Source organism: Nostoc sp. (assembly GCF_036917455.1).
GTDB lineage: Bacteria > Cyanobacteriota > Cyanobacteriia > Cyanobacteriales > Nostocaceae > Nostoc.
Map to the genome: position 1 here is coordinate 20,888 of NZ_JBALDK010000219.1, position 24,314 is coordinate 45,201.

21 protein-coding genes are annotated in these 24,314 nt (G+C 41.4%); 14 read left to right on the top strand and 7 right to left on the bottom strand.

The genetic code is table 11. The features are described 5' to 3' along the window. Positions 1-79 precede the first annotated feature (79 nt). The 4 genes from V7K42_RS24005 to V7K42_RS24020 all read left to right on the top strand — a co-directional run bounded on the left by V7K42_RS24005 (position 80) and on the right by V7K42_RS24020 (position 3,826). On the top strand, positions 80-253 hold the full coding sequence (locus tag V7K42_RS24005) for a hypothetical protein (protein ID WP_180277607.1): 174 nt from the start codon (positions 80-82) through the stop codon (positions 251-253). Further along, positions 250-2,322 (top strand): AAA family ATPase, encoded by a 2,073-nt coding sequence (locus V7K42_RS24010; RefSeq protein WP_334919779.1) that lies wholly within the window; start codon positions 250-252, stop codon positions 2,320-2,322. The genes V7K42_RS24005 and V7K42_RS24010 overlap by 4 nt, the downstream gene beginning before the upstream one ends. Before the next feature lie 159 nt (positions 2,323-2,481). Beyond that, positions 2,482-3,051 carry a Uma2 family endonuclease gene (locus tag V7K42_RS24015; RefSeq protein ID WP_334919780.1) on the top strand — a complete coding sequence of 190 codons (570 nt, stop codon included), beginning with the start codon at positions 2,482-2,484 and terminating at the stop codon, positions 3,049-3,051. A 301-nt stretch (positions 3,052-3,352) separates the two neighbouring features. Continuing rightward, positions 3,353-3,826 carry a DNA phosphorothioation-associated protein 4 gene (locus V7K42_RS24020; RefSeq protein WP_334919781.1) on the top strand — a complete coding sequence of 158 codons (474 nt, stop codon included), beginning with the start codon at positions 3,353-3,355 and terminating at the stop codon, positions 3,824-3,826. A 28-nt stretch (positions 3,827-3,854) separates the two neighbouring features. Here V7K42_RS24020 and V7K42_RS24025 read toward each other — a convergent pair whose 3' ends face one another. Both V7K42_RS24025 and V7K42_RS24030 read right to left on the bottom strand, forming a co-directional pair. Further along, complete coding sequence (locus V7K42_RS24025; RefSeq protein ID WP_334919848.1) at positions 3,855-5,048, bottom strand: DNA sulfur modification protein DndB; 1,194 nt, start codon at positions 5,046-5,048, stop codon at positions 3,855-3,857. 203 nt (positions 5,049-5,251) lie between these two features. Continuing rightward, positions 5,252-6,853, bottom strand: coding sequence for a DGQHR domain-containing protein (locus tag V7K42_RS24030; RefSeq protein WP_334919782.1), 1,602 nt, complete (start codon positions 6,851-6,853; stop codon positions 5,252-5,254). A 179-nt stretch (positions 6,854-7,032) separates the two neighbouring features. Between V7K42_RS24030 and dndC the strand changes: the two genes are divergently transcribed. The 10 genes from dndC to V7K42_RS24080 all read left to right on the top strand — a co-directional run bounded on the left by dndC (position 7,033) and on the right by V7K42_RS24080 (position 16,884). Further along, the gene (dndC, locus tag V7K42_RS24035) at positions 7,033-8,658 is read left to right on the top strand and encodes a DNA phosphorothioation system sulfurtransferase DndC (protein ID WP_334919783.1); all 1,626 of its coding nucleotides are present in this window, start codon (positions 7,033-7,035) and stop codon (positions 8,656-8,658) included. Positions 8,659-8,741: 83 nt separating this feature from the next. Continuing rightward, on the top strand, positions 8,742-9,155 hold the full coding sequence (gene tnpA / locus V7K42_RS24040; RefSeq protein WP_334919784.1) for an IS200/IS605 family transposase: 414 nt from the start codon (positions 8,742-8,744) through the stop codon (positions 9,153-9,155). 104 nt (positions 9,156-9,259) lie between these two features. After that, entirely contained in the window at positions 9,260-11,245 is a 1,986-nt protein-coding gene (gene dndD / locus V7K42_RS24045; protein ID WP_334919785.1) for a DNA sulfur modification protein DndD, read from the top strand. 57 nt (positions 11,246-11,302) lie between these two features. Next, the gene (gene dndE, locus V7K42_RS24050; RefSeq protein ID WP_334919786.1) at positions 11,303-11,689 is read left to right on the top strand and encodes a DNA sulfur modification protein DndE; all 387 of its coding nucleotides are present in this window, start codon (positions 11,303-11,305) and stop codon (positions 11,687-11,689) included. Between the two features lie 51 nt (positions 11,690-11,740). Further along, positions 11,741-13,198 (top strand): DNA phosphorothioation-associated putative methyltransferase, encoded by a 1,458-nt coding sequence (locus V7K42_RS24055; RefSeq protein ID WP_334919787.1) that lies wholly within the window; start codon positions 11,741-11,743, stop codon positions 13,196-13,198. Between the two features lie 144 nt (positions 13,199-13,342). Further along, positions 13,343-14,644: an AmpG family muropeptide MFS transporter gene (locus tag V7K42_RS24060; protein WP_334919788.1), complete on the top strand. Its 1,302-nt coding sequence runs from the start codon at positions 13,343-13,345 to the stop codon at positions 14,642-14,644. Further along, positions 14,629-15,033 (top strand): ABC transporter permease, encoded by a 405-nt coding sequence (locus V7K42_RS24065; RefSeq protein WP_334919789.1) that lies wholly within the window; start codon positions 14,629-14,631, stop codon positions 15,031-15,033. Before V7K42_RS24060 ends, V7K42_RS24065 begins: the two co-directional genes overlap by 16 nt. Positions 15,034-15,175: 142 nt before the next feature. Further along, positions 15,176-15,364, top strand: coding sequence for a hypothetical protein (locus V7K42_RS24070; protein WP_334919790.1), 189 nt, complete (start codon positions 15,176-15,178; stop codon positions 15,362-15,364). A gap of 38 nt (positions 15,365-15,402) precedes the next feature. After that, complete coding sequence (locus tag V7K42_RS24075; RefSeq protein WP_334919791.1) at positions 15,403-15,957, top strand: GNAT family N-acetyltransferase; 555 nt, start codon at positions 15,403-15,405, stop codon at positions 15,955-15,957. A gap of 168 nt (positions 15,958-16,125) precedes the next feature. Continuing rightward, positions 16,126-16,884 (top strand): HEAT repeat domain-containing protein, encoded by a 759-nt coding sequence (locus V7K42_RS24080; protein WP_334919792.1) that lies wholly within the window; start codon positions 16,126-16,128, stop codon positions 16,882-16,884. Positions 16,885-16,931: 47 nt separating this feature from the next. Here the strand turns inward: V7K42_RS24080 and V7K42_RS24085 are convergent, their stop codons facing one another. From V7K42_RS24085 to V7K42_RS24105, 5 genes are all read right to left on the bottom strand, one after another. After that, the gene (locus V7K42_RS24085) at positions 16,932-17,336 is read right to left on the bottom strand and encodes a phosphomannose isomerase type II C-terminal cupin domain (RefSeq protein WP_094345013.1); all 405 of its coding nucleotides are present in this window, start codon (positions 17,334-17,336) and stop codon (positions 16,932-16,934) included. Between the two features lie 227 nt (positions 17,337-17,563). Continuing rightward, positions 17,564-18,907 (bottom strand): PQQ-dependent sugar dehydrogenase, encoded by a 1,344-nt coding sequence (locus V7K42_RS24090; RefSeq protein WP_334919849.1) that lies wholly within the window; start codon positions 18,905-18,907, stop codon positions 17,564-17,566. A 144-nt stretch (positions 18,908-19,051) separates the two neighbouring features. Further along, positions 19,052-20,263 (bottom strand): EAL domain-containing response regulator, encoded by a 1,212-nt coding sequence (locus tag V7K42_RS24095; protein WP_334919793.1) that lies wholly within the window; start codon positions 20,261-20,263, stop codon positions 19,052-19,054. A 498-nt stretch (positions 20,264-20,761) separates the two neighbouring features. Next, complete coding sequence (locus V7K42_RS24100; RefSeq protein WP_334919794.1) at positions 20,762-21,115, bottom strand: hypothetical protein; 354 nt, start codon at positions 21,113-21,115, stop codon at positions 20,762-20,764. Positions 21,116-21,475: 360 nt separating this feature from the next. Next, positions 21,476-24,283: a family 10 glycosylhydrolase gene (locus V7K42_RS24105; RefSeq protein ID WP_334919795.1), complete on the bottom strand. Its 2,808-nt coding sequence runs from the start codon at positions 24,281-24,283 to the stop codon at positions 21,476-21,478. Positions 24,284-24,314: the final 31 nt, after the last annotated feature.

Consider the following 24,314-nt stretch of genomic DNA (forward strand, 5'->3'; position numbering starts at 1 on the left):
AGTGCCTTTACGGAGGCTGTTCTAGCACGAGAGAAAGTTAAAATGTAGAAAAACTAAAAACTATATTTTAAAATCCGATATGTCACAAGAGGCTAATATCGATGATGTTCAAGAGCCAATAACCAGCGCACCGCCGGAAGTACGGCAAATTATTGAGCGCGTATGGAAGCTAGAAAAAGGCAGGCTAGATAAAAAGATTAACAGCCATATAAATGATAATATTTTGGACATTATTAAGGAAGAGGTGCGATGAAGCTGACTTCAATCAAGCTCTGCAACTTTCGCTCCTTTTATGGTACGACACCAGAGATGATTCTGGCTGGAGGAGATGCTCAGAACACGACAATTATTCATGGGAATAATGGCTCTGGAAAAACTAGCTTGCTGAATGCCTTTACGTGGGTATTGTATGATAAATTTAGTGCAGCGTTCGCATCGATAGAGCAGTTAGTGAATAAGCGTGCGATCGCAGAAACTCAAAAAGGTCAAGCTGTAGAATGTTGGGTAGAGATTGGCTGGGAACATGAAGGCAAACGCTATCGAGTCAAACGCGCCTGTCGGGGTTATAAAAACGAAGGTGATTTTGACGCTGGTAAAACTCAATTAACCATGTGGGTTGGTGCGGATGATGGCAAATGGAATATACCAATTCAGCAACCAGACGATATAATTAATCAAATTTTACCCGCTACTTTACATCAATATTTTTTCTTTGACGGCGAACGAATCGAAGAAATCGTTCGTTCTGATAAAAAAGCTGAAATTGCCGAAGCTACAAAAATATTTTTGGGCGTGGAAGTAATCAACCGTTCCATCAGACATTTGGGAGATGCTAAAAAAACTCTAGAAAATGAGTTAAAAGCGATTGGTGATTCTGAAACTAAACAGTTATTACGACAGCAAGAAAAAATAGAACGCGAACGTGAACGCATTACCAAACGGCAAACGGAAATTAAAGAAGAGTTAGAATATCAACAAACTTTTAAAAAAGAGACAAGTAACCGTTTGCGAGAATTGAGTGCTGCTAAGGAATTGGAAGAAAGATGGCAGGATTTAGAATCGCAGAAAGCGACAAATCAAGAAGAATATAAAAAAACCAAGGAAGCGCTGAAAAAAGTTATCTCTGGGCGGGGTTATACCGTTTTACTATCAGATACTACAGCACAGTTCCGAGAAATTATCAACGATTTAAAGCAGCGCGGCGAGTTAACATCAGGAATTTCGCGGGAATTTGTCAATGATTTACTCAATTCTCAACGCTGTATTTGCGGTGCAGAGTTGCACGAAGGTAATCATTCTCATACTCATGTGAGTACTTGGTTAAATAAAGCTGGTTCTTCGGCGGTAGAAGAAACTGCAATTCGCATGAGCGCCCAAGTAGATGAAATTGATAAGCAAGCAATAGGATTTTGGGAAGAAGTTGATAGAGAACAAGCTAGGATTAATCAGTTAAGGCAAAGTATATCTCAAATTGAAGACGATTTAGACAATATTCAAGAACGGTTGCGAAAAGATGCTAATGAAGAAATTGGCAGTTTGCAAAAAAGATTAGATGAAATTGAAAGTAAAATTGATGAATTAAATCGAGAACAGGGTGCAAATCAGCAGCAAATTGCTCAACTTACAACTGAGATTGAAGGTTTAAACAAACAAATCGCCAAGCAAAAGCTGAATGAGGATAAGCAAACCTTAGCACAACGACGGATTAACGCCACTCAAGATGCAATCGAACGGTTAACGGAAGTTAGAAATCGTCAAGAGCAACAATTTCGTCTGCAATTAGAAAAGAGAGTGCAAGAAATATTTACAGAGATTTCAGTTACTCCATATATCCCTAAAATTAGCGATAAATATGAACTGACATTAGTAGAAAATACTACAGGTGTGGAAGCGCCAGTTGCAGCTTCTACCGGGGAAAATCAGATTCTTAGTTTATCCTTTATTGCCAGCATCATTGACAAGGTGCGGGAATGGAGCGAGAAACGGAAAATGATGATGATTCCCGATAGTAGTACTTTCCCAATTGTCATGGATTCGCCGTTTGGTAGTTTAGATGAGAATTCGCGGCGACACATTGCGAAGACAATTCCCCAATTAGCGAATCAGTTGATAGTTTTAGTTACTAAGACTCAATGGCGGGGTGAAGTAGAAGCAGAAATGACAGACAGAATTGGTAGAGAATATGTGCTTACGTATTATTCTTCTAAGCCGGATTGCGAACAAGATTATATTGAGTTGGGTGGGAAAAGATATCCTTTGGTGAAACAAAGTCCGAATGAGTTTGAATATACGGAAATTATGGAAGTTAAACGGGATAGGTAATTACAGCAGTTTGTTTTGATGTCTTTGAACCACATCTGTCGTAAAAAATGTAGGCGCAAAGATTTTTTACGACAGATGTGGTTTAATTTTCCGTTCCCTGTGCGTAAGTCTGATTTTAGTTACAGTTGAGAAAAGTGGCTTTTGAGAAGGAATAAGCTTATGGTTGCGAGTCCAGACAGAAACTATATGTCCCCCCAGGAATATCTGGAATGGGAAGAATGCCAAGAAGTTAAATATGAATATATTGATGGTGAAGTTTTCGCCATGACTGGGGGTACTCTTTTCCATACAACTATTGCTTTAAACTTAGCTTCAGCGTTAAAAAGTCATCTCAGGGGGAGTGGGTGTCTTCCTTTCATGGCGGATGCGAAAGTAGGAGTATCGGAGAAGGGGCCTTTTCATTATCCCGATGTTGTGGTGAGTTGCGATGAACGGGATAAACAAGCTATTCAATTTCTCCAATATCCCTGTTTGATTGTTGAAGTTCTGTCCCCAAGCACGGAAGCTTACGACAGAGGTAAAAAATTTACGCGGTACCGTCGCATTCAGACTTTGCAAGAATACGTCCTCATCGATGCTGAAAAAATTGGTTTAGATTGCTTCCGGTTAAATGAAAGAGGACTTTGGGAGTTACATCCTTATGAAGCAGGGGATGAGGTTCATTTAACTAGCGTTGATTTCCACTTTCCGATTTCTTTAGTTTATGAGGATGTTCAATTATCAATTTAAATTTCACACAAAGGCGCAGTGGCAGGATGGACTATGTTGGTGGATAATTTGTTTGTTTAGCGATCGCCCACATACTATCATAAAATCATACCTTGGCAATTCCGTAAACGTAGCGATCGCCCACATACTATCATAAAATAATACCTTGGCAATTGCGTAAACGTAGCGATCGCTTTTAGCTGTCCTTGTTTGTTTAGTGATCGCCTACATACTATCCTAAAATAATACCTTGGCAATTGCGTAAACATAGCGATCGCTTTTCGCTGTCGGTTAAGATGGCAACAATGTAAATATTAATATTATGGCTGAAACTGGCAGAATCAGGGTTGCTAAAGATAAAGCTGAGTTGGTGAAAGGTTTAACATCTTCAGATGGTGGAACAGGGCCTTTTAATACTTTTGCTGATGTGATTGTATTTGCAGCAGCTTTGGGTGCAAAGCATAAAAAACGAGTGGCTTTAGGGGAAATTTCTAAAAGGGAACCATCGCCAATCAGGATAGAGTATTTTGCCTCAATGGGAAACGATATTTTAATAAAATTATTAGCAATCAATGAAACTAAAGATATAAAAACACTATCTATTAATGAAGAAGAATATGAAAGACAACGCAATCATATATTTGAAGAGTACGCTAATGGTGGATTGGAAATATTGCAAAATGAGTTGCGTGGATCAGTAGATTACTCAGAGCGAATTTTACTATTTCTCAGTTATGAGCGAACGAATATAGAGCAACAAGACGAGGAATTTGATCTTACCAAATTCCTCTCTTGATTTTTAGGCGATCCTTAGAAATAATTATTTATATCCATTCCAGCCGTATTTTTACTATCTTGACTGCATCTGTTACAGCATTTGCAGCAGTAGATAACTTATAAGGCTTATCCGGGTTTTTAGGTTTGGGATCTATTCTAACTACATTATCCTTCCAAAGTTGATTTTCTCTCGACCAATCTATTTGTGCTAGTTGTAAAACTTTTTCTTCATTAAAATAATTGTTTTCTGTATCGTATATATAATGCAATAAACGTCCTAAAACTTCCAGACCCACGCTTACACCTATAATACAGTCTTCTTTAAATGCTGCTACTTCATCTACTGTTAGTTCTTCAACAGTTGTATCAGCAATATACTCAGTGTTACTGCATTCTGAGAAAAATCTATTAAGAGAAAGAACCAAAGCATCAGATGCTTGATAAACATCATGATCTCGAAGCTGATTACTTGGATCGTTAGTAAAAACGCAACTTACAAACCTAGCGATAAAATTAGTTGTGTAGATCAGCTTATCTTTAGTTGCAGGACTTAATTTAATCTTCTCTGTCTTCCCCAAAAACATTGGTACTCGTTTTATTAATTCTTTAGTAATGCCAACTCGACCAGAGAATTCACCAAATGATAATAATAATGACTTATCTAGTTGTTTTGTTTGAGCCATGTCTCTGAAATCTGCTTGACACTGGTGAAAATCACCTTCTAAAACTAGAGTAATTGCAAAATCATCATCACTAATTAAGTGGCTTTCAGTACTTTCTATCAATTCGTGAATTGCAAGTTTACGATGTTGTCCATCAGTTATATCTAATTTGACTCCACGACGAATAACAACTAGACAAATGCCCCTACTCAGTTCAAGAATTGTTATATCTTTTGGAGCTATATTAGCAGTCAGAGTTCCTACAATCCAAGGTTTTCCTTTTCGAGAACGGTCAACAATATATTTTTTAATTTCATCAGCATGACCTTTGACCACTGGGCGATTTTTACCAGAATCAGGATCATTCCCGGTGGATGGTTTAGCTTGGAGAAGACCAGAAAAGTCACTCGCAGGTACATTAATTTGGAGCATTTTCCGCTTTCCCTGCTGGAAAATCAGCCCTGGATAGCAGCGATCGCGATGATATTGTGAGAAAAATGGTTCAATAAAGGAGCTAAACTGAGCTTTACAGCACTTCCGGCGGCTATGAGGTACATCCTCAAACCTGAAAGCTATGATAGGAGAGGGGCAAGAGGAAAACTGTATTGCATAATAGCCGGAAGCGCTGTAATCTGAGGAGAAATGCTATTATTAGCATCCTCAATTGGTTGAGACATATAAAGACCTAATATAAATTAGTAGATGTTAGCAAACATGATATGCAACCCTTATGAACTGTAGCATCGGTAAAAACCACACTGCAAAATCCCTACTGAAATTTGCTAGTTGAGAATATGTGGAAGTCCTACTGCTTTCGGTTCAACAAACTCGCCATCAAAACTTATAGTTTTATCTTCCACAGTCCTAGCATCCGCTAAAGCCTTGCGAAGTTCAGCACGTTCCATCTGTTCCTGAACTCCACCCAAGATGTAAACCAATAACTTCGCCGCCAAATCTCGTCCAGCAACCTGCACCCGCCTTTTATTTGGGTCATACAAAACCCCATACCAGAGAGATTGGGGATATTCCATACCACTAAAGCCGCCTTGCTGGTCAAACTTCCGCAGCTTCTTAAAAATATCTGCTAGGGAAAAACCTTTTTTAAATACTAAAATTCCCAAAGCTTGCGCTAATGCAACTTGAGCAACCGGACGGAAAAGCATATTTCCTTCACCTCCATCCTTCTCAAAGCTGAAGCGCCGCAAAGCTGGTGTATCCTCGTGTTCTAAAATTTTATAACTGGAAAGACTAGCTAAATTATCAAATAGCTTGCTAAATTCCTCAATCCCCTGCTCAAGTTCTTCATCCTCTGGACGCATGGGAATTAGACCTTTCTCCAAGGGTTTCCAATGGGGGAACTTTTGAGCCAAATATCGCTCAGACATATCTTGCAGAGCTTGCAATGTCGTCAAAACTGTAGAATTTGAAGCCACTGTTGCACTATTCCAATTGACGCGGGGATTGCGTTCTTGTCGTTGTTCTAATAGTGGATGTGTAACTGCAATTTTTCTAGCAACGATCGCAAAACCATCATCCTCATTCAACTGTGTTAGTTGCCCTTTAGTCAACGGTGCAGCCATCAGGTTGACATGAACAAAAATCGATCTTACCCTGCGCCTCGCCTGGGTGCGAGTTTCCCCAGCCGCTACCGCACAGATGAACTCAATACCAATTTTCTCCTTGGGTAAATTTTGCAAGTAAGCAAGGTCTACTTGGTACTTTTCTATCAAATCATTGACTGTAATAAAACTATCATCAGCACCTTTATCTTTTTTATAGCGCTGGAGTTTACGAGTTTTGATTAACTCCATCAATCCTTGAACGCCCATTAATCGATGTTGACCATCTAGTGCATAAATGGTTACATCATCCTCAGAAATATTTAGCAGACCTACCTTACCGTCTTTATCTAGGGGTATAAAATCAGTCGTAGACTTTGTAGCGCGTCCTTCGCCATCCCACTCAGCAGCTTTGGGATTATCCACCCACGGTTGATTAATCACCACTAGCACCGGCGGAAACTTATGATTGTCTCTAGCCGCTAAATACTGGACTAGCGGTGCTTGACGTGACCAATCAAGGGGACGTTGCTGAATTTCATCAATACTATCTGCGTCAATCTCGACATTATCACTTTCAGGATTATACTTTTTTTGAAACAGAGGTAAGCCAGAGGCGAAGTGAACCCGACCTGCAAACCATTCCAGTGTAACAGAGCTAACATAAGCCTCAGTACCACCCATCTCGGTTTTTTGAACGAGAATCTGATCTTTTCTCCCTAAAAACTTCTCTAGGAGTAAAGCTAGTACCTGTTTTTCTTTATTTTCTCGTTCCAGATATTCTCTAGCGATGTCAGCAGTTGGGTCAGATGTACTATCTTTCATGTTAAATTTTAAAAACAGAATAGTATTATGTAGTTTAATTATCCAAAAAATTGGATATTAGTAGTAAAGTTTTTAAAAACTTTTTCACAACCCAGGTCAGTAGATTTTGGGTGTAGCCGCGAATTCTATTCGCCCTATTTTCCCAGATATTATGCCAGTGTTTCCAGAGATCAGAAGAAATGACTACAGCACAACAACCAGAAAATCAAGTTCAGCAAGCGAATACTGTAGCAGATTTAGTGGCAGATATCCAAGCTCTCACTACTGAAATTCAAGAATTGTATTGCTTAGATGAAATACCTTGGGTTGTGGGTTACTCAGGGGGAAAAGACAGCACCGCGATTTTGCAGCTTGTGTGGAATGCGATCGCCGCACTCCCCGACGAAAAGCGAACTAAAACAATCTACGTAATCACCACAGACACACTGGTAGAAAATCCTATTGTTGCTGCTTGGGTACGCAATTCTCTAAAACAGATGAAATCTGAAGCCCAAACCCAAGGATTACCATTTGAACCCCATTTGCTACAGCCAGATTTTAAAGAGACATTTTGGGTAGGTTTGATTGGTAAAGGCTATCCAGCACCCAAAGGAAAATTTCGTTGGTGTACAGAACGCCTGAAAATTAATCCCTCTAACCGCTTTATTCGTGATGTGATTCGAGCGAGTGGAGAAGCGATCGTTGTGTTAGGGACTCGCAAAGCTGAAAGTACAAAACGTGCTAGCCGAATGAGAAAATTGGAAGCCCAACGGGTACGCGATCGCCTCAGTCCTAATATGAACTTGCCAAATTCTTTGGTTTATAGCCCTATTGAAGACTGGCAAAATGATGAAGTCTGGATTTATCTCATGCAGTGGGAAAACCCTTGGGGGTACAGCAATAAAGATTTATTTACCATGTATCGAGGCGCTTCTGCTGATAATGAATGTCCTTTAGTAGTCGATACATCTACGCCTAGTTGTGGTAGCTCTCGTTTTGGTTGCTGGGTTTGTACGCTGGTTAGTCAAGATAAATCACTGGCGGCGATGATTCAAAATGACGAAGAGAAAGAGTGGATGCAACCTTTACTTGATTTCCGTAAAGAATTGGATGCAGAAGAAACCCGTGATAAAAGAGATTTTCGACGTAGAAATGGTGGTGTCCAACTTTATGAACGTAACTTAGAAGATGGGACATCTATTGAACCTATTCCTGGCCCATTTATTAAAGAAGCGCGGGAGGATTGGCTAAGACAACTGCTTACAGTTGAAAAACAAATTCGTCAAACAGCACCAGAAAATATGCGCGACATTACCCTAATAACTCTAGAAGAAATGAGCGAAATTCGCCGCATTTGGCTAGAAGAAAGACACGAATTTGATGATAGCTTACCCCGGATTTATCAAGAAGTGACTGGTGAAGAATTTCAAGACCCCCGTCCTGGTGCTGACCTTAGCTTATTAGGTCGTGATGAGTGGATAGTATTAGAAGAAATTTGTGAAGGTGACGCGATGCACTTTGAACTCATGGCGAAATTGTTAGATACAGAACGCCAGTATCGCAAAAAGACTCGTCGCGTGGGAATATACGAAACCTTAGAAAAATGTTTTAATACGAGTTCCCGTTCTCCAGAAGATGCGATTAAAAATGCTCGTTTGAAACGCGAATTAAGCGAAGCAGTTAGTCAAGGTGATGTTGCAAAAGTCAAGCAGATGACTTTAGGCGATGTTGCAGCAATCAATGAAGTAGATGAAGGGAAAAGTGAAAGCGATGAACAGGTAACTTGGGCAAATATGAAATTTAAAAAGGAAAACTCAGAAGAATAAGAATAATAGAATACCCGGCGAATACCCAGCGAATGGAATTCGCGGCTACACAGACGAAACCCACCTTCGTGGGTTGAAGAAAAATGAGAGCAAGTTTTACACAATTGTATGTGCATTATGTTTGGGCAACCTGGGATAGATTGCCCATAATTACGCCTGATATTCAAAAGCAACTTTACGGAGCAATTATTCGGGAATCTGAACAGATAAAGTGTACCGTAATTGCAATTGGCGGTATTGAAGATCATGTCCATCTGCTAACGGGTTTTCCGCCAACCATCAGTATCTCTGAATTGGTTAAACAAATTAAGGGAAGTTCGTCACATTTCATCACCCACGAAATCAACCCAAGTGAGTTTTTCAAATGGCAAGGTAACTATGGAGCTTTTACAGTAAGTCATGATGCCATCGACAATGTAGCCAACTACATTAGAAACCAACCTATCCACCATAACCAAAAATCAATCATTCCCACCTGGGAACTAACTCCCAAGTAAACCAATAACTATCTATGAATTTAGTCCGCGAAGGCGGACTTTGCCTGTGTAGCCGCGAATTCCCGCCCGGTATTCCTTCACCCGGTATTTAATAATCTCCAATCATGATATTTCTTGAACTCGTATTACAAAACTTTGGCCCCTATACTGGAAAACAGGTAATCAACCTTAACCCAAAAATTGATGAGGAAAACTCACACCCAATTATCCTCTTAGGCGGGATGAATGGCGGCGGAAAGACTACCCTAATGGATGCCATTCGTCTCGCCCTTTATGGCCCCCGCGCCCAATGTTCTACCCGTGGTAATTTAAGTTATAGCGATTTTCTCAACCAATGTGTTAACAATAAAATTGATCCAGTTGCAGACACCCGGATTGAATTACTTTTTGAACATATTGAAAATGATAAACCAATAAAATACCGTGTTGTGCGTAGTTGGACAAAAAATCCTAAAGACGGTAAAGATACATTAGGTATTTTAGGTGACAGTGATACCTGGCCTGATGCTTTAGTTAATATCTGGGATGAATATATTGAAAATCTCTTGCCATTAGGGATTTCTAATTTATTTCTATTTGATGGTGAACAAGTTAAAGAACTTGCAGAACAGGAAACACCACCACCAGTTGTAGTAGATGCAATTCGCGGACTTTTAGGTTTAGAGTTAGCAGATCGTTTAGCAGTTGATTTAGATATCTTAGTTAACCGTAAACTTAAAGAAGTTGGTAATAGTAAGGATTTAGCAAACCTAGAGGAAATTGAAACTAGGTTAACCCAACAGCAAGAAGATTATCAAACAACAGGAGAAAAGTTAGAAACTCTCAAAAATCAGGTAGAAGAATTAGAACAAAAGCAGCAAGAAGCCTTTGATAAATTTATTTCTGAAGGTGGGAAGATTGCAGCAGAACGCAATCAATTAGAACTACAACAGGATACAAAAACTGCGGAAATTGAACAAGTACGTCAGTCGATGTGTGAATTGGCGGCTGATGTTTTACCTTTGGCATTAATTCCCTATTTGCTTAATCAAGTGCAAGCACAGGGAGAAAAGGAATTTCGCCATCAACAGGTACAAACTTCTAAAGATTTGTTAATTGAGCGAGATCAGCGCTTACTCGCTTGGCTAACTCAAGGGGAAATTTCTCCAATTCAAGTTGACAAAATTCAATCATTTCTAGTTCAAGATGTAGATAATTTATATGCAAAGACTATCCAGATAGAAGCACCTTGGTTATTAGCTGATGATGAAAATTTAAGTCAGTTAGATAATTTCATATATCACTTACAAAGTTCTAAAATTTCTGCAAAAGAGAAATTAGCTATCCTCAAAAATAAAGAAGAAGAAATTCATACTTTAGAAAGGCAAGTGCAAACAGCAGCAGCACCAGAAGATTATACAAAGCTGCGTCAAGCACTTGAAGCGGCACAAAATCAGGTTGTTGAAGCTAAAGCAAATTACGAAACAATCCGCCGCCGTTTAGCTGAGTTAGAAACTATTATTGCCAAGTCAAAGAAAGAATTAAGTGATTATACTGTAGAAAATATTAAACATAAAAATAGCGAACATATTATTACTTCAGCAGCGAAAGTTCAAAACACACTCAAGGTTTTTCGGGAAAAATTAACTCTGCGAAAACTCAATAAGTTAGAGGAGGAAGTTAAAAATTGCTTCCTTTATCTGCTGCATAAATCAGATTTAGTGCATCGGATCACCATTGATACTAAGACTTTCAGCCTTTTGCTTTACGATTTAAATAGTAAACCTGTTCCTAAACATCGTTTATCAGCAGGCGAAAAACAACTACTTGCGATCGCATTCCTCTGGGGTTTAGCCAAAGTCTCTGGACACCGCCTACCAGTAGCAATCGATACGCCACTAGGTAGACTCGACTCCTCACACCGCAACAATTTAGTTGAACGTTACTTTCCATCGGCTAGTCATCAAGTAATTTTGTTATCTACCGATACTGAGATTGGTAAAAAAGAAGTAGAAACACTCCGAGAAAATGAAGCGATCGCACGCGAATATCTCCTCAAATACGACTCCTCCACCCGCCAAACAACTATACAACCAGGTTATTTTTGGTAATTCCCTTCTCTCCTCTCTGCGTCCTCTATGCCTCTGCGGTTCGTTAATGAAAAACTTATGGAATCACCAATAGAACGTATTCGTCTCTCCCAAACAGCCAAAGACCAACTTACCAAACTCAGACGCAGTACCAAAATCGACCAATGGAATATCCTATGCCGTTGGGCATTTTGTCGTTCCCTCGCAGAATCAACCACACCCTCCCCCGTCCCAATTCCCCAAGATAGCAACGTCGAAATGACTTGGCGCGTCTTTGGCGGCGAAATGTCGGATATACTCCTTCTCGCCCTCAAGCAACGCTGTCATAATGACGGCTATTCCACCGACAAAGAAACCCTCGCCACCCAATTCCGCCTGCACTTACATCGCGGTATTGGTTACTTAGCAGGCGATCCAAATATCAAGAAAATTGAAGATTTAATTGAACTGGCGGTTAAAAATTGAAAGGATATTAGTTGATTGTTAACTGTTCACTGTTAACTGACAACTAATATTATGCCTGAAGCGCTAGAAATTGAGCGTCATAGAGCTGCGATCGCTCGCACTGACCTATCCCGCCCTGTAAAATTGGCAATAGAATGGGCAATCCTCAATCCAGACACCACTTTTTTTGACTACGGCTGCGGCTACGGTGGTGATGTTCAGCGATTAGCAAACTTAGGCTACACCAGTTTAGGCTGGGACCCTTACTACTATCCCGATGTACCACGCATCGCCGCCGATGTGGTCAACTTGGGCTATATCCTCAACGTGATTGAAGATTCAGAGGAACGCCGCCAAAGTCTGATCCAAGCTTGGGAACTTACCGGGAAAGTTTTAATTGTCGCAGCTCAAATACTGATTAACGCTCCCAGCAAAACCCAACTTGCTTACAATGATGGCATTGTGACGCGCCGCAATACTTTTCAGAAATATTACGAACAGCAAGAACTCAAAACTTATATTGATGAAGTTCTAAATGTTGATGCAGTACCGATCGCACTAGGCGTATACTTTGTTTTTCGAGATGAAGCTGAAAAAGAAAGTTACAAAGCTATCCGCTTCTTTTCTACCACTTCTACACCACGAGTCCGTATCCCCACTAAGCGGTTTGAAGACTATCAAGAACAGCTGCAACCATTAATGGCTTTCTTTACCAAGCGCGGTAGACTACCTGTAAAAGGCGAGTTGGAGAATGAACAGGAATTACTGAACGAATTTGGTAACTTCCGCCGCGCCTTTGGTGTAATTTTACAAGCTACTGATGAGGCTGAATGGGATGCGATCGCTTATCGTCGTTCTCTGGATATCCAAGTTTATCTCGCCCTGACTCACTTTGATAAACGCCCCGCATGGCAGAAGCTAGCCCTAGAAATGCGTCACGATATCAAAGCCTTTTTTAGTAGCTACGAGGAAGCGTGTCTTGTAGCAGACCAAAAACTTTTCAGCTTAGGTAAAGCTGGGGTAATTAAAACTGCTTGTGAAAAAAGCAAAATAGGTAAACATACACGCGGTGCTATTTACGTCCATGTTTCGGCATTAGCAGCACTCGATCCCTTGCTGCGAATTTGTGAAGGTTGCGCTAGCCGCACCATTGGGCGTGTAGATGGAGCCACATTAATCAAATATCACACTGATAAGCCGCAAATATCTTATCTGTTTTACCCTGACTTCGACACCGATCCCCATCCAGCCTTAAAAGCCAGCATCTGTATTGATTTAAAAACCCTCTTCATCACTCACCGAGACTACGAAACTAGGGCAAATCCGCCAATTTTGCACCGAAAGGAAACATTTGTTACCAGCGACTACCCACGCTACGAAGAATTTGCTAAACTCACTCAACAAGAAGAGGAATTAGGATTGCTCAAGGACAAAAGCGACATAGGTACGCGTGAAGGTTGGGCAAAATGCCTTGCTACCCACGGGGTAGAAATCAAGGGGCATCAGGTTTATTCAATTAAGGAAAATTAAGGAATAATCACACTGTTACAGCATTGTTGATATGTATCTTAAATAAAGAAAATCCTAGCGGATTTGTGTGCGTATACGAAATTAGACAGCAGGTATGGCAAGATAACTGCAATTCAACTTAGATAACAAGGAATCTTCAATATTGTGCAAGTAAATAAATCGCTGCTACGAATTTTTGGCAGCCAGAAGATGGGAGCTTTGTTATTTCTTGGCTTTTCATCAGGGTTGCCGTTATATTTAACTAGTCAGACATTACAAGCCTGGTTGACCAAAGAAGGGATTAGCTTGGCAGCGATCGCCGCTTTTAGTTTAGTTAAGCTACCATATTCTTTAAAATTTATCTGGTCGCCTTTACTAGATAGATTTGTACCGCCTTTTTTGGGGCGACGTAGAGGTTGGCTGGTAATTATACAAGTAGCATTACTGTTAAGTATAGCTGCGATGGCTCTACAACACCCATCCCAAGGGCTACAACCTTTAATAATTGCTGCTGTAGCTGTTGCTTTTTTTAGCGCCAGCCAAGACATCTTAGTTGATGCTTACCGCACTGATGTAGTGGAAGTAGAAGAAAGAGGTGCTGGGGCATCTATTTACTTGTTGGGTTATCGCATTGCCATTCTAGTAACCGGTTATGTCACCCTATTTTTGGCAGACAGAATGCCTTGGCAAGCTGTTTACTTGTTGATGTCGCTGTTGATGCTTGTAGGCGTGGTTAGCTCTATTTTTGCACCAGAACCAGTCCTACGCGATCGCCCGCCTCAGACTTTATCCGCCGCCGTCAAATTACCCTTTATTGAATTTTTCCAGCGTCATGGCTGGCTACAAGGACTTTTAATTTTGGTCTTCATTGTGATCTACAAGCTGGGAGATTCTTTACTAAAGAATGTATCCACCCCATTTTTGTTAGATAAAGGTTTACATTTCACTCAAACCGACATCGCGTTTCCTGGTGCATTGGGAATTTTCGCCACTATTGTTGGCACCTTAGCAGCAGGAGCAATAATGACCAAAATTGGTGTTAATCGCTCACTCTGGATATTTGCTATACTCCAAGCTGTCGGGAATTTGGCTTTTTTTGCGCTAGCAGTAGTCGGTAAAAATTTCTATCTGATGTTAGCTGCCGTTAATATCGAACAATTCTGTGCTGGTCTAGAAACTGCTGCTTTTGTAGCATTTTTGATGAGTCTTTGTAACCAAAGCTTTTCAGCTACACAGTACGCCTTACTTTCCAGTTTACAAGCTTTTAGTAGAGATATTGTCACCGCTCCAGCAGGTACATGGGCACAAGCCACTGGTTGGTCTACATTCTTTCTACTGACAGCAATAGCAGCTTTGCCAGGATTACTATTATTGCCATTTTTTGCCCCTTGGAATCCCAAACCAGTGGTAGTATTATCCAGACCAGGACTTGACGACGAAGAAGAGGATATATGGGGAATCAAGTAGTTATTGCTGTAGGCACATTTATTCTCTTACTGACTGGTTTATTACTTGGGTATGTTCTCTCGCAGTTAGTTCTGGGATATCTAGCATTTAATCTCCTAACTTTTTTCGGAACACTCAGCCTAATTTTAATTTTTGGTACACTTTATTACGTTTTATTTTGGCAGTTACGAAGAGATCAGTCTCGACCATCAACTATAAATCAAGGGATACCAAACCAGGTAGACGATGGTGTATCTGATAGCTATCTCAAAAACAGACTGATTGCTAAATTATCCGGTGACACTGCCGCAGCCGAAAGGTTAATTGAACAGGCAAAGGAAACTTATCCTGGAATGCCGGAAAATTGGTATTGCGAAAGAGTACTTGATGACTTGGAGCGCGGTCAATAGGGAACAGGGAACAGGGAACAGAATTAATAATCTATCCCAATTCCCAATTTTCATATACAGAAAATTGCTAAAATAAATGAATACTTCACAAATCTTCAGCTAAGTTCTCATAAAGGTTCCTAGCTCTCTTTGCAATTAAAATATGGCTATTTTTCGTCAATACATTGCTCCACTGCTTGTAGTTTTGGTATTTGTCTTTGCTCTAGTAGCAGTAAGCGCCCGCATATTTTTACCATCAGATATGGCAGCACCCGCACCAATTGAAGAGGTAGGAGTAAGTTCTCAAACCACTCCTGCTAATTTGCAACCGGCAGCACATACTAATTCGTAATTGGTATAACTCACCTACCTAAGAAACAAACGCCAGAAGTGTCTGAGCAATTACTACCGGGGTATATTATCCGCAATGGTTCCTCATTGGAGCGATCGCTGCTGCTTAAATTCATGCAGCGAACTTATCAGGATCTCTTTCCCCATGAGGATTTTTCTCACCTAGAGCAAACAGTTAAGCAATACTTTTCTAGCGATACGCCCTTGTGGTGGGTAGAAGAAGAGGGGGAGCAGGGGAGCAGGGGAGCAGGGGAGCAAGGGACTAATAAAGAATCTCTCTCCTCTACCCCTCTGCCCCTTTGCCCCTCTGCCTCTTCCCCCATCGCTTGCCTTTGGGTGGGTAATGCTATAGATCAAGTACATGGAAACCGCCATGCCCATATCTTTATCCTCTACGTTGTACCAGAACATCGGCGGCGAGGTATTGGTACAGCCTTGATGCGATATGTGGAAAATTGGGCTATTCAAAGAGGCGATCGCCAGATCGGATTACAAGTCTTTCAATCAAACAAACCTGCATTAAATCTTTACAATCAGTTAGGTTATCAAACCCAATCCCTGTGGATGGTAAAATTCCTGAGTGCAGAAAAATAAACTAGAGGATAGCCATAATATACTTTAGTGTTTGAGTATGTAGCGGTTCTCGTTTGGATAAAATTCAACGAGGGGAAAGGAAAGTGTATAATTACGCAACTTATAAAGTTTTAACTTATTGGCACGGCGGATTATGTGTTAATCCCTTTTCGGGATTGAAATGAAATTATGTATGACGAAGACGATCTAAGCCTACTCGATATTGAGGAGGAACTAGAAAGCCCCCTAGATAAAATAGAGCCGCTAACTGACGATTCAGTTGTGGCGAAGCCCGATCCAGAACTGATGCTAGCTCTCCTGCAAAATCCTCAGCCGCAGCAAAGAATGTTAGCGGCGCGTGCTTTTTGTGATATAGAAGATGCGCGTGCTACCCCCCATTTGATTCGCCTCTTAACTGATATCTGTCCCTTAGTCAGGGTGAGCGCATCTTATGCCCTCGGACGCAATCCCAGTTCAGAAGCAGTGACTCCATTAATTGCTCAACTAAACAGTGATTGGAATGGCTATGTGCGTAAAGGCGTTGTTTGGGCTTTAGGAAACTGTCGCGATCGCCGTTCTTTACCGCCCCTAGCAGATGCCTTAAGAACAGACATTTCCGCAGTGCGTTTGTGGGCTGCTAGCTCCTTAGCACAGATGGCAGAAGTTGGTTATGAAGCAGTTATCGGGGCAATACCACCATTAATTGAAGCCTTAGTCAAAGATCCCGTGGCAGCAGTGCGAAGTAACTGTGCTTGGGCAATTGGTCAACTGTGCCGCGAACTACCTTCTAATGTAGTTTATGCCACAGCGATCGATGCTCTAATTCAAGCCTTTGCCGAGGATCAAGATTTGGGAGTCCGAGAAGACGCGAAAGCTTCACTTTTAGGAGTGGGCGATCCTCGTGGCTTACAGCTAATTGAAACCCTAGAACAAGAAGGTTGGTTTTGATTTGGGTATGGGGCATTAACAACAGACGCGATTAATCGCGTCTCTCACTAACCTTCAGCTACAGCTTTGACCAAATTTAAGTCATAAGGACGCTCAGTATCATCCTCACCCAAATATTCACCATTTTGAATTTCCAGAATAACTAGCGGGATATGTCCAGGATTTTCCACCTTATGTAAGGTTGCTGCGGGGACATAAGTTGATTCGTTCCGATTCAGTAATATTTCTGCATCGCCACAAGTTACCTTAGCTACACCGGAGACTACAACCCAATGTTCATTGCGGTGATAATGAATTTGTGGTTTAATTCCGTGCCTGGGCTTGATTTCAACACGGCTAATTCTATAGGTATCTCCCTCCTCGATCACCTCCACCTCACCCCAATAGCGTGTACCTGAATGTGGAGGCAATTCGTTGATATTTGACTGAGTATTATTTTCATTGGGAGTCATAATCAATTTCTCAACCAGATAAGTATTAGTATTTTTCTGTAATTTACAGTAAATTTACTGTAAACGGGATAAACCTGGATAGGCAAATACAGCCACAACTGCCCTAACCTTACTCTAGGGAATTATCGTAAATAAAAGGGTTTAAGACCCCGACCTCTACAGGTAGCCCCAGCTTCAGCCGGGGTTTAGATCCCCATCTGAAATTGTCTTTAATTTTGAATTGTTATTCATCCCCCCGTATACTGAATCCGATAAATCCGATTATTGGCTTCTTCTGTTAGTAATAAACTACCATCTGGCAACACGAGTAAACCTACAGGTCGTCCCCAAGTGGTTGGTACAGAAGGATTTAGCAAAAAGCCTGTGAGAAAGTCTTCGTAATAGCCAAGCGATCGCCCCTTAGCATCGAAGGGAACAAATACAATTTTATAACCAGTACCGCGATCGCGATTCCAAGAACCGCGAAAAGCAGCAAAAGCACCGTTGCGGTATTTTTCTGGAAATGTCTTACCATCATAAAACTGTAAACCCAATGCTGCTGAATGCGCTTGGAACAGCACATCTGGGGTTTGGGTGCGGGCTGCTAATTCGGGGCGTTTACTTTTGCCATCAGTTTTTTGACGCGGATCGAGGTTGTTTGGTGTTAGATAGGCATAAGGCCAGCCGTAAAATGCCCCCTGTTTAACCCGTGTCAGATAGTCTGGAACCAAGTCATCACCGATGCCATCGCGTTCGTTAATAGTGGCGTAAAGTTCCTTAGTTACAGGGTTAAAATCTAAACCAACAGGATTACGCAAGCCGGAAGCGAAAGTTTGCTGTTGAGAACCATCTAAATTCATTACCTGTATCGAAGCGCGTGGTAGGGGTTCTTCATCCACATTGGTTCCCGATCCAACTGAGACATATAATTTATTGCGATCGGGTGAGACAACAACATTGCGCGTCCAATGGTTGTTATAACCTTGAGAAGGCAAGTCGGCGATTTTTTTCCCTTTACCTGTAATCTTATTTTGACCTTGGCTATAGGGAAAACGCACCACAGTATTTGTGTTTCCTAGAAAAAAGGAATTATCTGCAAAAGCCATCCCAAAGGGTCTATTGAGTCCGTTGTCCCCACTAGCAAAGGTTTCTCGAACGTCGGCTACGCCGTCACGGTTGCTGTCACGTAATAGACGAATACGATTTTGCCCGGTTTCAGTAACCAGAACATCGCCACTGGGAGTTAAAGCTAGCCAGCGTGGGGCATCTAAACCTTCGGCAAAAACATTAACTGTAAAACCTCGTGGTACGCGTAGCACCGGATCTTGCGGAATCGGCACAACTTCAGGCCGCTTGGAAGCACTTTCTGTTGCGAAGGGTGCTGGTAAATTCTTCAGGTTTATCCGAATCGGTGTAGCTGAGAGTGCTTCAGTTCGGACAATATTTTTTGGCTGTGTAGGATTCTGTGTCAGTTGGGCAGAAGGTACAGATTTTGGTGGTGTGGGATTATCTGACGAAGCGCGAGTTTGGTTGCAGGCTGCGGCCAAAGTCAGTAAAAAAACTGGTAGCAAGAAACGCGCAAAGACTTTCATGACGGTAAACACCATGAGACAATTTTTCTACTTTAGACTTAAGACTTAATAATTGTCGCCAGTCTAAAGTCCAATTTTTCTTGCTTAGTCAACCTATCAGAGGATTGGGAATTGAAAAGTAAATTATTTCCCAACTCCCAATCTTCACACATATAAGCATTTGTTAGTCAATAAAAAATTTTCAAATTCTGCTGCTGGTAATGGACGACTAAATAGAAAACCTTGCATAGAATTACAGTTGTGTTGGCGCAAAAAAGCTAGTTCTGCCTCCGTCTCTACACCTTCAGCAATTACATTTAAATTGAGATTATGAGCCATTTGAATTAATGCTTTAGTAATGGCTGATTTTTGTGGGTCTTTAGCAACATTATGAATAAAATAACGGTCGATTTTTAATGTATTGATTGGTAAGTTTTTTAGATATATCAAAGAAGAATAGCCTGTCCCAAAATCATCAATGGCAATTTTTATACCCAAAGATTGCAGTTTGCTCATAGTAGCGATCGCACTATTTACATCTTGCATAATCATGCTTTCAGTTAGTTCTAGCTCTAAGTCATCTGGTTCCAAATTATTGATCCGTATAAAGTTGACTATTTTATGAATAAAATCTGGTTGATTAAATTCGATGACTGATAGATTTACAGCAATAATCAAGGAATTAATTCCGATATCACGCCAGCTTTTTAATTGTTTACATACACTTTTTAATACCCATTTACCAATTGGAACAATTAAAGCCGTAGACTCTGCTAACGGAATAAATTCTGTTGGGTAAATCATCCCCAATTCTGGACTTTGCCAGCGCAATAAACTTTCAGCGGCTACTATTTTCCCAGAAGTAATATCAACTATTGGTTGATAATAGATTTCAAACTCTTGAAAATTATGTTGTTTGATAGCCCGATGTAAGCTAATTTCTAACAACTGCATTTTAGGAGATAAATTGCTAATTGCAGTTTGAGGAGATAAATATCTTTTTAAAGTAGCGTGCTTTTCTAACCTGTTCATGATAGCGCTTAATAACTCAGCCCGAGTGAATGGCTTTGTTATATAGTCATCAGCACCCATATCCATACCTAGACGGAAGTCAGATTTGGCAGATTTTGCAGTGAGAAAAATGAAGGGAATTGTTGCCGTTGAAGGATCTTGGCGTAACGCTGTTAGCACGCCATAACCGTCAACTTCTGGCATCATCAGATCGCAGAGAATTAAATCAGGAACTTCGCAGATAGCTAAATGTACACCGATTCTGCCATTTGCCGCAGCAATAGTTTCAAAGTCCTCAGCTTCTAGCAAATCTAAAAGATTTTCACGGACTGCTTCCTCATCTTCTATTATTAAAATTTTGGGCATATTTTACCTCAATTTATATTTGATTATTTGATAATATAATTACAATAAAATTTATACCAAACCCCGGTATAATTGTGATAAATATTTTACCTTAGTACATATCCAAACGTTTTTTTATAATTGCCATTCACTAATCCAGTGCCTAGTATACGCTCGACATTACTGCTGTGATGAAAAGATTGCAATACTGAATAGAGATGGTTAGACCAAAAGCCAGGATGTTCAGGTCTTTCCCGTGCTTTATAAGCCGTAAGAGTGACAATATTTTCGCTTATAAATCTACTACGAAAATCTCCTGAACTCTTAGAGGATGTTTGAAAAGTCCTCTTGTCGGTATCAAAAATTTTAGACCCCCCTAAATCCACGCCACTTGCTTCACTTGGGGAGACCCCAAGACCGCAGTGTCTCCCCTTAAAAAGGGGGATTTTGATTCTGGTTCCCCCCAATTGATCGGGGGTTATGGGGGATATAAAAGTGCCTAAAGTCACAGCGAAACACTTATTCATTCAACCTCTTACAGGTATAAATTACTGTAGGGCTGGAGGAGAGTAAATATTGCAGATGTTGAAGGCTTTCAAGTCGCATCCACCATATTTCCCAATCTGAAAGCCCAACTACATGTTGTGGTTGTAGTCCGCTAAAGTTGAGTGCTGTTTGGTTTACTTCTGGCACAATGCCTTCTTTTATAAGCAATCCGATAAACTGGAAAGTGCCATTAAAGATGCTGTGAAATCGTATTTCACTCTCATACAATCCTACTTTTACTACACGGGAAGTACTATCCACACAAACTCCAATGAGGCGAGCCAATTTGTCGTGTCTGTCAGTACTATAGCGCGTGGTAGTAAGCATTTGTACTTTAGTAACTGGTTCTCAACGAGAATTTGATATGCTATAGGACTCATATAGCAAGGGATTGGGGACTGGAGACTGGGGACTGGGTGAAAAGTCTTCTTGTGTCTAAGTTTCATCATCTATTGATGTCCTAACCACCAAGGCTTGTGCTATATTTAATTTTTGAAATACACGCAGAGGGTGTTATGCGTAAGCCGTAACCCACCAGACTCCAAAGCTTTTGGTGTGTTACGCTGACCCTAACACACCCCAAATATACTTAGATTTTTTCATAAATCAAATCGGATTCCTATAGAAGGAAGAAACTTGTTTAATAATTCTCCCTTGTCCGCGTGCTTTTGCTGCCTTGCATCTTCATTAGGGATGCAACTGCACCCGGCGTTCGCCGTAACGCAATAGCCTTTCTATAGTTACAAGCCGATTTTCCCAAACTTTGACTTGATAGGAATTCGACTTAATTTCTTGACTCATCAATACCCGAAATTGAGACTGGAAACGAGTTAGAGAGGCTTTCGCCACTAACAACTTACTAGCAGAAGGGGAAGCAGCGAGCTGATTTAAGGCACTGCGTAAAACTTCGGCCTGGTTGTTAAAATCTGATATTGTCTGGGCGGGTTTTTCTAGTGGGTCATTTTGGAAAACAAATTTCCATTCCCGTTGCAGTGCGGTGTAACGGATGGCGGCAGTTTGAAAAGGTTGGCGGTGAGGAATCGGTTCACTTGTTTTGGATTGAACTCTACCTTGGGTGCTAATAAAAAGCTTTTGTAGATCGTTATTAAAATTCTCTGCGGCAAAGAGTGCATAACCACTCACTGGCAAGTCCCTTACTAACTGGAGTTGATCGAATGCCCCGATTGTTGGTAAAGAAAGTAAGCGAATTCCTGGCACTAACAATGTAGCTCCCAATTGTTTAGAGGCGATCCAGGGTTGGGCTAGTCGCTGAAAGCGCGAAGTATCCAGAGCATAAGTCATGGGGACGATTAAATCTACATCTCCCCGCCTTGCCCAAATTTCCCAGTTTTGTTGAATTTTCTGAATCCGCTCTTGTTCTGGCAGAGGAAATACTGCAACCGATAAAATCAAATTCGGTCGTTTTTGTCGCAACTGCTCTGAAACTTTGGCAACAAAGCTATTAACTTGCTCGGTGCGAAATGTTGTCCACTTTTGCCACAAGTCTGGTTGACTGGGGGAAATATTTATCGGATCTACGCCAGTAAGTTGCTGAAACTGCGCTCTTGCAGCTTTGCCATAGCCGTAGGTTCGACCTGCTGATGGGTCTTGGAAGGGATAGCGAATGTAGTCTAGCTGTAGACCATCCACGTCATAGCGAGTAACGATTTCCTCGTACAGCTTGAGTAAGTATTGCCGCACTTCGGGGTTGGCTGGATCAAAGAATGGCTTAGTCTGACCAGCGGGAATCATGTTGCCAAGATTATCGTAGTTTGCCCAATCGGGATGAGCCGCTAGCACTGGCCCTGGATAATTTGGACTAACGTTGATAATCTCATTGTGCCGTTGATTGCCAGCAGCAAAAGTCCAAACCCATGCGTGTAATTCCATGTCGCGCTCATGGGCTAATTTCACCGCATCTTCTAGTGGGTTCCATCCATGAATTAATGGGTTTTGCTCTTTTGCAACTTGGCTGGGATAAATAGTATAGCCAGCATTAACAGTTTCAAAGAAGACAGTATTAATTCCAGTTTGGGCTAGGCGATCGAAAATCTGGGCTAGTCCCGCCTTGCTACCAGCACGAACAATCGTCCCCCGATCTAACCAAACTGCCCGAATTTCTGGTTGAGCCAACCTCCGATCGACAGGAAATTGCTGCCACAAAATTGTCTTTGCTACTAGCCACTGCTGACGAGCCAGGGCGTAGTTTTTTTGGGCAATCAATTGGGGTAAGTTGTTGACAATTACTCTTACCTGTGCCAAGGCTTGGTCTTTATTTCTGACTAGCCCACCTAATTTAGTTGAGGCCAATTGCGTTGGCTGCACATTAACAGGTTGGGGAGTGTAGGTATGCAGATGCCTAGCAGACTGCTTTTTCTCAGATATCCCAACGCTTTCGCTTTCATTTGCCACATCAGCTGACACCGCTAAATTAGCGCTTTCTACCCGACCAATTAGATTTTCTAGCTCTTGCTGGAGGGCGATCGCTTCATTGTTATCAATCGGCTTATTGGAGTTCGGCGTAACATCCAGACGTACTGATTGTTCTAACTGATCGATAGCCTCGGAATTCGGGGGTTTGACTATAGGAAGCGCTCTCGGTATGGGAGCAGTCGCACTTTTAAGAGGAGGGGATGCTGGAGATGAGGAAGGAGGTGAGTTGCCCCTCTGCACCTCAAAGCCTCTGCCCCCTTGCTCCCTTGGCGCGGCTGCCACCGTTGTAGAGCAGTTTGAGGAGCCTCCTGTTACTTTTTTCATCCGACTCGATGGTGGTGGTGCTGTCAAATAATGATTGAGAGCAGCTTTTAACCAGGCATTATCTAATTCTGCTGCTGAGGCTGTATCTGTTCCCCAACGCCAGCCAAAAAAGGTGGAACGCTCAGTTGTTACTACTGCGGCTGGATTATCTTTGGAATTCCAAACAGCAGCAGATTCTGCGCCCATATCATTCGGAATCACAGCGCCGCCACGTATTTTGCCAAAAAGTTCAGTTTGATTTGCCCATTCTGGGGCATTAGTTTTTATGGGTTTGATCTGTTCTGTATCACTAAGGCTGAATCCCCAATAACCTCCCAAGAGCGATCGCAATAACTGCCGCACTCCTGCCGATGACAAACTACCCAAGGGGCCACTAGCAATCAAGCGCCCTCCCTTACTCATCCATTCTTCGAGAGCGATCGCTTGGGTTGGCGTTAATGTCTCGACATTTGGCAAAAATAATACCCGGCGATCGCCCCAATCTGCCCCACTCTTTACATCATTTAGGGGGATTACACAATATTTCACCCCTATTGTCTGCAAGCGGTCAGTTATCCCTGTCCATTGATTCGCATTTTCTGGGCTATGCACTACGCTCAATACAGGTTCTTCAGTAGCCGCCGTCACTGGCAAAATACTAAAACTATTTAAAATTAAAAAGTTAAAACTTAAAATGAAGAATCCGGCTTTTTTTATTTGTGAATTTGCCTTTTTATGATACTCTTTCCGATTCTTCACTACTGACTCCTCAGTGGATTAATTATTAGGC